At 53.2% G+C, this 8,446-nt stretch carries 4 protein-coding genes and 2 pseudogenes; 3 read left to right on the top strand and 3 right to left on the bottom strand.

Annotated elements, in window-relative coordinates; translation table 11 throughout:
* Positions 1–225: 225 nt before the first annotated feature.
* Positions 226–681, top strand: a complete 456-nt coding sequence (locus tag HGO38_RS30880; RefSeq protein ID WP_250959620.1) for a hypothetical protein — start codon at positions 226–228, stop codon at positions 679–681.
* A 147-nt stretch (positions 682–828) separates the two neighbouring features.
* A pseudogene (locus HGO38_RS30875) lies at positions 829–966 on the top strand (IS3 family transposase); the annotation flags it as partial.
* Between the two features lie 139 nt (positions 967–1,105).
* Here the strand turns inward: HGO38_RS30875 and HGO38_RS30870 are convergent.
* From HGO38_RS30870 to HGO38_RS30860, 3 genes are all read right to left on the bottom strand, one after another.
* Positions 1,106–4,201: a hypothetical protein gene (locus tag HGO38_RS30870; protein WP_250959619.1), complete on the bottom strand. Its 3,096-nt coding sequence runs from the start codon at positions 4,199–4,201 to the stop codon at positions 1,106–1,108.
* A gap of 329 nt (positions 4,202–4,530) precedes the next feature.
* Positions 4,531–5,043: a hypothetical protein gene (locus HGO38_RS30865; protein WP_250959618.1), complete on the bottom strand. Its 513-nt coding sequence runs from the start codon at positions 5,041–5,043 to the stop codon at positions 4,531–4,533.
* Positions 5,040–5,570, bottom strand: a complete 531-nt coding sequence (locus HGO38_RS30860; RefSeq protein ID WP_250959617.1) for a hypothetical protein — start codon at positions 5,568–5,570, stop codon at positions 5,040–5,042. Before HGO38_RS30860 ends, HGO38_RS30865 begins: the two co-directional genes overlap by 4 nt.
* 1,193 nt (positions 5,571–6,763) lie before the next feature.
* Between HGO38_RS30860 and HGO38_RS30855 the strand changes: the two are divergent.
* A pseudogene (locus HGO38_RS30855) lies at positions 6,764–8,035 on the top strand (recombinase family protein); the annotation flags it as partial.
* Between the last annotated feature and the right edge of the window lie 411 nt (positions 8,036–8,446).

Below are 8,446 nucleotides of genomic sequence, written 5' to 3'. Positions count from 1 at the left end.
TATCCACTCGCTTCAACTCCCTCTCCATCCGCCGTCAAAAAAACGGATGGTCAGATAGATCCGAAGGGGGTCAAAATTGGACGCCGATTACCCCGCTAATGGGGTCAATTTTGCACGCCGAAACACATCTGTCGGCCCTAAGCGGACAGAAGGCTTGTTTCCGTCGTCGATGACTGCAAATCTCTTGGATGCTTTGACATTGATCTGGGGGCCAGGCTGAGGAACATGAGAAGTTTGCAAGCGCGTGTGATTTTGGCGGGAACCGTCGTTGTATCAGTCGTTGGTGCAGTGGCGTTTACCTATGGCTACATCGAGCGTGTCAATGCCCGAGATCATTTGAAGAACCCGGCAAGGATTAGCTTTATTCTCAACCTCCAGGAGCTGCCTTCCTCTGTGCGGGATACAGAATGTTCTGCAAGGGCAATCACCGATATCATCATCAGTTGCGCTTTTAAAATTGATCCCACGGACTTCGAACTACTCCTACGCGGGTGGGATTTCAAAAGCCAAAAGATCAATGGTAATGGCAGAACTTATGGAGAAGACGCGCCTGTGGGCCCGGATTTCGAGGCAGTCACCAAATACGTCATCCATCCAGACAGTTTCAAAAACGGCGGATTGGTTGACCTCGTGACAAACCGAGACCGCTCCCTGGTGGTCGCCAACAGGTTCGAAGAATGAAATCTCGAAATATTTATGACCGCTGATGGCGGATTCTTGCCATCAAGGTCGTCGAGGCATTTTTCCGAATGGCCAATCGAGCTTGGTCAATGTGCGGGGAAAACACCGCTTACTCCTCATCTCCTCATCACGTTGACTTCATCGCTCTCGTTGTCCGAGGCCCGCGTCGGCATTGGCCGATATCTGACCTTTTACAATAGCCGACGCTCACATTCATCCCTTGACCGGCAGAAGCCGGATCAGGCCTACTTCAACGCGCTGGCACCGATGATGGTGACAGCATAATCGAGGCGGAAATCCACTTAGCAAGACGCCCGGTACTGTTCAGAAAAACCGAGCCACCTCTGTGATATCTATGAAGACCCAATGTGGCACTCATAGAATTAAAGTTGATCAGTGAACCTCGCCCCGGGCATGTCTCGGTTTACTCAAGCGCGGCCGTTGGTTTTCGCGCGATGCTGGTAAGCCCGGGTTGCCCGGGCAATTGCAACTCAGTCGATAGTACGCTGGAAAGCATTGGCATCGACGTCTCGGCATAACGTTGCAAACCTAACACATAGATACTGGGCGAATTTCGGGCCTTCTCGACAAGGTGGGTGAGGTTTTCCGTTTTCTCGAGTTCCGTCCTCAGTGCTTTGAAAGGCTCCGGCAGCTTCTCTTCTAAAAACCGCAGGAAGCCCACTAGAAAGTGGAGTGGCAAGTTTAGAGCGGTTTCCGCAAGCTGTGCTTGGTTCTTTGCATCCTCAAGTGCCGAGGATATCGTACCGAAGATGGTCGGAAGAGGCTTTTCGGCATAACGCAGGAAGGACACGAGATGTTGGAGCGGCGTCTCTAGCGCGACCTCCGCCAGCTGCTGCTGGTTCTTTGCATCCTCAAGTGCCGAAGACATCGTATCGAAAACGGTGGGAAGAGGCTTTTCGGCGTAACGCAGGAAGGTCACGAGATGTTCGAGCGGCGTCTCTAGCGCGACCTCCGCCAGCTGCTGCTGGTTCTTTGCATCCTGAAGTGCCGAAGACATCGTATCGAAGACGGTGGGAAGAGGCTTTTCGGCGTAACGCAGGAAGGACACGAGATTTTCGAGCGGCGTATCTAGCGCGACCTCCGCCAGCTGCTGCTGGTTCTCTACATTTGCTAGTGCCGAGGACAGCGCGGTGAAGACCTCCGGCAGGCTTTCCTTGGCATAACGCAGGAAGGACACGAGATGGTCGAGCGGCGTATCTAGCGCGACCTCCGCCAGCTGCTGCTGGTTCTTTGCATCCTGAAGTGCCGAAGACATCGTATCGAAGACGGTGGGAAGAGGCTTTTCGGCGTAACGCAGGAAGGTCACGAGATGTTCGAGCGGCGTCTCTAGCGCGACCTCCGCCAGCTGCTGCTGGTTCTCCACATTTGCTAGTGCCGAGGACAGCGCGGTGAAGACCTCCGGCAGGCTTTCCTTGGCATAACGCAGGAAGGACACGAGATGGTCGAGCTGCGTCTCTAGCGCGACCTCCGCCAGCTGCTGCTGGTTCTCTACATTTGCTAGTGCCGAGGACAGCGCGGTGAAGACCTCCGGCAGGCTTTCCTTGGCATAACGCAGGAAGGACACGAGATGGTCGAGCTGCGTATCTAGCGCGACCCCTGCGAGCTGCGGGTGGTTCTTCGCATCCGCAAGTGCTGAGGATAGCGCATTGAAGACGGCCGGTAAGGATTCTTCGGCATAGCGCAGGAAGGACACGAGATGATCAAACTGCGTCTGAAAAGCAATTTCTTCAAATTTGCCACTGTTTCGTCCCTTGGCTGCCAGTCTGTGGTCAAAAGATTCTGGCAGTTCGATTTTTAGGCGCTTTGCAAGACGCAGAATAGATTCAACCTCAAAAAAACTATAAAGACCCAAAAACTTTTCCGATTTGTCGATCGTCGTGAGCATCACAGCTTGAGCATCTTCCAGTTGTCCGGCACTCATTAACCGACTGGCCGCATCGCCCCCAAACCGCGCGGAAACCGACGCCATCTCCAAAATGACGGACATCCGGTCGATGACATTCTCCATCCCTGCCATGAGCAATTCGCCCAGCGCGGGATGTGCGAGCCGATAGCGAATGCTATGCCTCCTACCTCCAGTCTCATCGCGGAAGACGATCCCGAGCTTTGTATTGCACATTGTCAGCGCAGCCATTTGAAAGGCGAGCACCTCGGGTTCAATTGCTATCTCCAATCGTTCTGCTACACAAAGCCGAGCAAGGTTCGCAGTTTCTGGAGGGGATAGTGCTCCAAGATACACATCTCTGACTTGCTCGACTGCGTCCGCCTCCGTCAACCGCCACCGACCGTGGAGCAGATCGCGCATTCGGCGGAAAACGGCGGCGCTGAAGACAATCAAATCAGCGGTGGTTTTCGGGTTTTCAGGCTTGCCTCCAAAGGTGCGCAGCCAGTTCGTTAGCACCGCCTCGGGCGGTTCTGGCAATTGCCCTCCTGTGTAACTGCGTAGGGCGAGGCGACGGAACACTCCCCGCAACTCTGCCTGCCGCGCGCGAAGAGATAGGGCTTCGAACTTTAAGCCCTCAATCGAGCTGCCCTTCGCAGTTCGCGTTTCACGTCCGACAAGCAAGATTTGCGGCTGCTGCAAACTTGGTATTTCATGCCAGGCGAGGAACACCTCTTTTGCACTTGTTTCCTCAACGTGTATGTTGTCCAAGACAAAAAGCACTTTGGGATGGCCAAAGCGCTTGATGTCAGAGATTAGCGCATTGACCAAATGACGGGTGGAATTCCTGTCGGCTGCGAAGTCGAAGAAAAACGCGGGGAAGCCGAGATTCAGGACCTCTTGCGCGATCTGCCATGCGAGAACAGTCTTCCCCGACGCTCCAATGCCACGCACAAGAGCCGCGCGATCACTGGAAAGTTTCTCAGTTACTCGTTTCGCTAATTCTGTCTGGTGAATTCGACCTTCCTCATAGTCCTCCCAACTCGGGATGAAGTGTGTCCCCAATCGGTTCTCGTCAGGCCCGACTTTGGAACGGTAAAGACGAAAGTGGTTGGGCAGATCGTCAACACCAAGAATCTCCATTCTAGTTCGAGCGAACTCCGGCCGCGTCAGGATTTCGACAAGCCCCTGACCAAATACGAGCTCCACCCTGTCGCGCCGAAAACCGGCTGCAACGAATTTCTCTGTCCACTCCCTAATTTCATGGGGACGGAAAGAAACCTTCGGCGAGATAGAAACATGAAGGAACCCAGCAAGCTGGTCAGCTCGGAGAGCGGTCGCTTTTTCAAGGTATTCATTGAGGTGATTGATGACACCCGAATGGCTTGCGACATGTGTCGCCTCTACCCCTTCGTACCTTCCGTCGCTTCCCACTGAAAAAGCATCTGGCCACCCCGGGCGGGATTTCCCTTGTGGGCTAAATGCGCGAAATGCAAAATATGGAAAGCGTTCAGGATGGCGGATACGGACAAAGTCCTCGGCAATACGCTGAGCATCTTCGTTTGAGAGGGAACTGAGCTTGGCCGTTAATTCGTACTCAAGGTCTTTGCGGAGCATGGGTTAAAGGCTAACATTAGTTGTTGGGTCGAGGAGAAACGCTTTCAGGTAGAGTGGCAGCAATTGTTCTTGCGTTCAAGTACGACACTATTTCGGAGCCGGTGGCCCGCCATCTTTCCGGCCCCGCAATGTCCGCTTTTGGCGCATTCTTGCCATCAATGTCGTAGCGGCATTTTTCAGAATAGCCAATTGAGCTTGGTCAATGTGCGAGGAAAACACCGCTTACGTTACACCCTTTGACTGCCCCGGCGACTACCGAGATTGCGGTCACTGCGATTTCAGCGCAACTGAGACCACCCCCGCAACATTGGTAAGCGAGATCGTAGGCATCAAAAGCCCAGCGCAAAGCCGAATTTTGTGAGGGTTTCAGGCGTGCAAAGGCTGACGACGCTCGATTGAGTGCCAAGGGCATCGATTCCTTGGCCCTCTGTCCCTTTTACGCCGTCGCAGATGTAACCTCGGTTATCCGGCAAGGCACAAATCGCATCGCTTTCTCGAAGCATCCTGAGAGAGCCGGTAATGTAATTAAGGCAACCGGGGAATTCCCGTGCCAGCACTCGCGGAGCATCTTCGACCGTCGTGTTGATCGAGTTGTCTGAGCAGATAAACAATGAATCCGCGCCACGCTCAAGCTTAAGAGTGTCATCAGAAAACCTTCTCTTGAGGTCGGCGAGGCTTCCACTCGGGCATCCAAGTTTTGACTGCAGGTCGATTTTTACGGCGGGCGGCCCGCCAAATGCACGTACCGCCCGCATGATGAGCGTACTGACGCCAAATCCGACAACTTCGGAAAAAATAATAGTGCCGATAAACACTAGCGCGGCAACTGTTGTCTTTCTCATGCCGCTGGCGCAACCATGTAGACAATACGGGCCCCCTCAACGGGGATTTCCAACCTCAGCCATCCGCTAACCTCACTTACACGACAAACGACACCGCCATCGCCGTCTTGCACGAACCCGCGCTTACGGTCGGCGAGTGCAGTCACGCAATTGGCAATGAGCGCGGCATTCTCCTTCAATCGACTGGTCACAATGTCTGCTAACTGTTTCAGGTCAACGGGGCCGCCCTCGACGGCCGATACTTGGAGGAATTTGTCGAACCTACTGTGTAATACATCTACCAACACGGGTGGGTTGGAGGCATTCCCGAAAAGTTCCATTGATGTGGTCTGCGTGGCCTGAGAGCCCTGTAAGCTTTCGACGACGATGTCGCACCAATTCAAGTCCTTGACCTCAGTAGACCAGCAAGCAGTCGCGTTTTTCACCCACGCACCATCAGCAGGTGGATCGTCGGGATCAAGATTACAGGTACATTTCTCGCGAGTTGGGTTTTCTGCTCCTGCATCAACAGAATGACCAATCAACATGACAGCTGTAAAGAATACGCATAGTAACCGCACGATGTTTGCCCCCCAAAACCAACGGCAATCCTACAGATAGCCATATTAAGGGCAACGGCCAATGCGGAAACGTGAACGCCTGCAATGTCGAACGGCGATGTCCGCTGTTCTGCGTCGGTCAGAGTACAGGGCAAAAAGTTTCTTGCCTTCCCGTCACGGGTGAGAAATGCCAATCAGGCCCAGCCCCGCCCTGTGGCAGAGCGACCATAGCGGCGCAGGCAGCTCAATCAACGCTTTCAACCTGGCGCAACGGTTGCAACCATCCCCAACCACTCTGGAGCCTCGGCGGGGCGACACCTGCATGTTCAGCTCAGACTGTCGACCTGCGACGGGATGCGGTGCTGCGCAGGCGAAATGGCTCCGCGCAGCGACTCGCCGCTACTACTCCAAATACAGCAGCCAGAAACCGCTGGAACGACCTCGAAATTGGACAAGCCGTGGGGAGTAGGGTCAGATTCGATAGAATTCGCCGATCCGCGCCATTGTGCCGAGGAAGCGGACCCGATGTCGACCAGCTTGCACCGCGCCCGAACCACACAAGAGCCTGTATGAAAGACGACTTGCTTGCGTTCACGAAAATGTGATCGTGAAAAAGCACAAGGAGTTTTGGAGCGGGCAACAAATTAGGTTGCAAATCAAGGATTAAACAACTCCTTCTGAAGAAGAAGTTCATTGAAAATATAATACTAGAAAAATACAAAATACGACATTTAATTCCCAAATGTTGACATTAAAGATTCGCATCAAAACTAAACATGGGTCGCGACGACATTTACAAACCAATCACAGTATTACAGCCTCCATCCCGCAATTGAATGCAGATATGTACCGCAAAGAATTGAAAGTGCCTCACATTACCCTTTGTAGCCTGTAGGTAGGATGGAGCATTGAGATGAGAAAATACCAAAATAACCGCCACGCTGGTGGCGACGGCAACAATTCGGCTGGGCTCGATATGGCAATAGCCCGGGATTCAACACCGACGAGAACCGGTAAGAAAAGATTTCGCAAAGAAAATATACGGCAGGCTAAGCCCCAAGCCAAATGGACTCTACTCTGTCATTTTGCCAGCACGGAGGCATTTTCCAACCTGGAGACCACCGCCTTGCTGACGGCCCTGCACGATGAACTTCGGTCGATATTTTCTAGTCTAAAAGGCGATGGACGACCCCAGAAATAGCACTCAGAGATGGTCGCCGTTTTCACGCTTCACCAAAAGGTTGATTGGCATGTCTAGAAAAAAACGCATTCGACAAAGCGAAAATTCGTCGTCGGATAGCAGTTCCTCAAAACGCCTTTCGGTAGAGGCAAGGCGACAACAAATCGAAGCGCCAAGCTCGCGACCCTCTATCGAGAGCACGACCAATCCCGGCGTTTTTATCTATTGCCGAGTTTCCGACAATAAGAGTGTTAAAAGCGATCTCTCCATACCTGATCAGGAGCGTCAGGCCAAAGCGCGCGCAGCTGAGAACGGATGGACGGTTCGTAAAACGTTTATCGAGGCGGGGGTTTCTGCTAAAACTGCGGATCGGCCTCAGTTTCAGTTGATGATTGCCGAGGCTCTGGATTCATCAAAGCCGGTCCAAAAAATAATCGTTCACTCTATCAGCAGATTTGCTCGCAACGTCGAGGACTACAATCGCGTTACGAATCAACTGTACGAAAATGGCGTTGAAGTCGTAAGTCTGACGCAGCAATTTTCTAATGATACGGGTGGATTTATCGCAGAAACAACGACAGCTGTATTCGACGAGTATCATTCCAGGCGAACTTCGACCGATGTAACCAGAACCATGACGGCGATGGCAAAAGAAGGATACGCCGTCGGAGGTGTCCAGCCACTAGGCTATACGTTGCAAGCTGACGAGCTTAATCCGCGACGAAAACGCGTCGTAGTCGACGAGAATGAGAGGCCGCTAGCAGCGAAAATATTCCAGCTTGCTCTGTATGGCAATGGCGACGGTCCTGCTCTCGGCATCAAAGCCATCGTCAACTACCTCAATAGCGCGGGCTACCGGACTCGGTCAGGCGCGCCATTCTCGACCAACAACATACATTCAATGCTGACCAACCCCATTTATATGGGAAGAAAAATATATAACCAAAACGCCAAGGCCAAACGATGGACGCCGGTAGCCGCTGAGATTGTAGAAATTCCGGTCCCGCCAATCATCACACCTGATGAGTTCGCCGAATTGCAGAAGCTGCTCCGCTCGAAAAATCCTCGTAAGGGAGCAGCGAAGACAGTGAGTAGTCCGCTCTTGCTATCTGGGCTCGTGCACTGTGAATGCGGGGCAACGATGACACTCCGCACAGGCACGGGCCGCTCGGGAGCGATTTATAGATACTATCACTGTTCCCGCGTCGCAAAACAGGGTCGTAATACTTGTAACGGGGCAACCGTGCCGGAGCAGCAACTAGATGACTTCGTGGTGGAGGCGGTCATCGCGAATGTGCTCGTGCCAGATAGGCTGCGCGGCATTCTCGATTCGATGAACGAAAAGATTGCGGTAGCCGGGAGACGCGGTGAGGATCGCGCGAATGAAATTCGAGTTGAATTGGAAGCCTCAGAGCGCGCGTATAGAAACCTATTGGCTGCTGTCGCCAGTTCCGAATCCCTTGGAAGCGAACCGATTTTGCTCAGCAAGCTGGTAGAATTAGAACGTGACCTGACTCGCCACCGGAACGGTTTGAAAGTGCTGATGGCGAGCGGGGGTGACCTTGCCCCCAAGTTTTATCCAGTTTTGAGTTCGCTCCGGCGGTTTTGGGTTGCTGCATTTTGTGCGGTAGCGGCGGGTTGCGGTGCGGAGCCATTTCGGCTGCGCAGCACCGCATCACGTCGC

Source organism: Rhizobium sp. CG5, from assembly GCF_023701945.1.
GTDB lineage: Bacteria > Pseudomonadota > Alphaproteobacteria > Rhizobiales > Rhizobiaceae > Allorhizobium.
The sequence above is the reverse complement of the archived record's forward strand: the minus strand, read 5'-3'. Positions and strand labels throughout refer to the sequence as shown.

What these genes read in the sequence shown, in the direction of transcription:
- HGO38_RS30860 (WP_250959617.1), bottom strand. Translation starts at nt 5,570, where the DNA reads ATGTTGATTGGTCATTCTGTTGATGCAGGAGCAGAAAACCCAACTCGC.
- HGO38_RS30880 (WP_250959620.1), top strand. Translation starts at nt 226, where the DNA reads ATGAGAAGTTTGCAAGCGCGTGTGATTTTGGCGGGAACCGTCGTTGTA.
- HGO38_RS30870 (WP_250959619.1), bottom strand. Translation starts at nt 4,201, where the DNA reads ATGCTCCGCAAAGACCTTGAGTACGAATTAACGGCCAAGCTCAGTTCC.
- HGO38_RS30865 (WP_250959618.1), bottom strand. Translation starts at nt 5,043, where the DNA reads ATGAGAAAGACAACAGTTGCCGCGCTAGTGTTTATCGGCACTATTATT.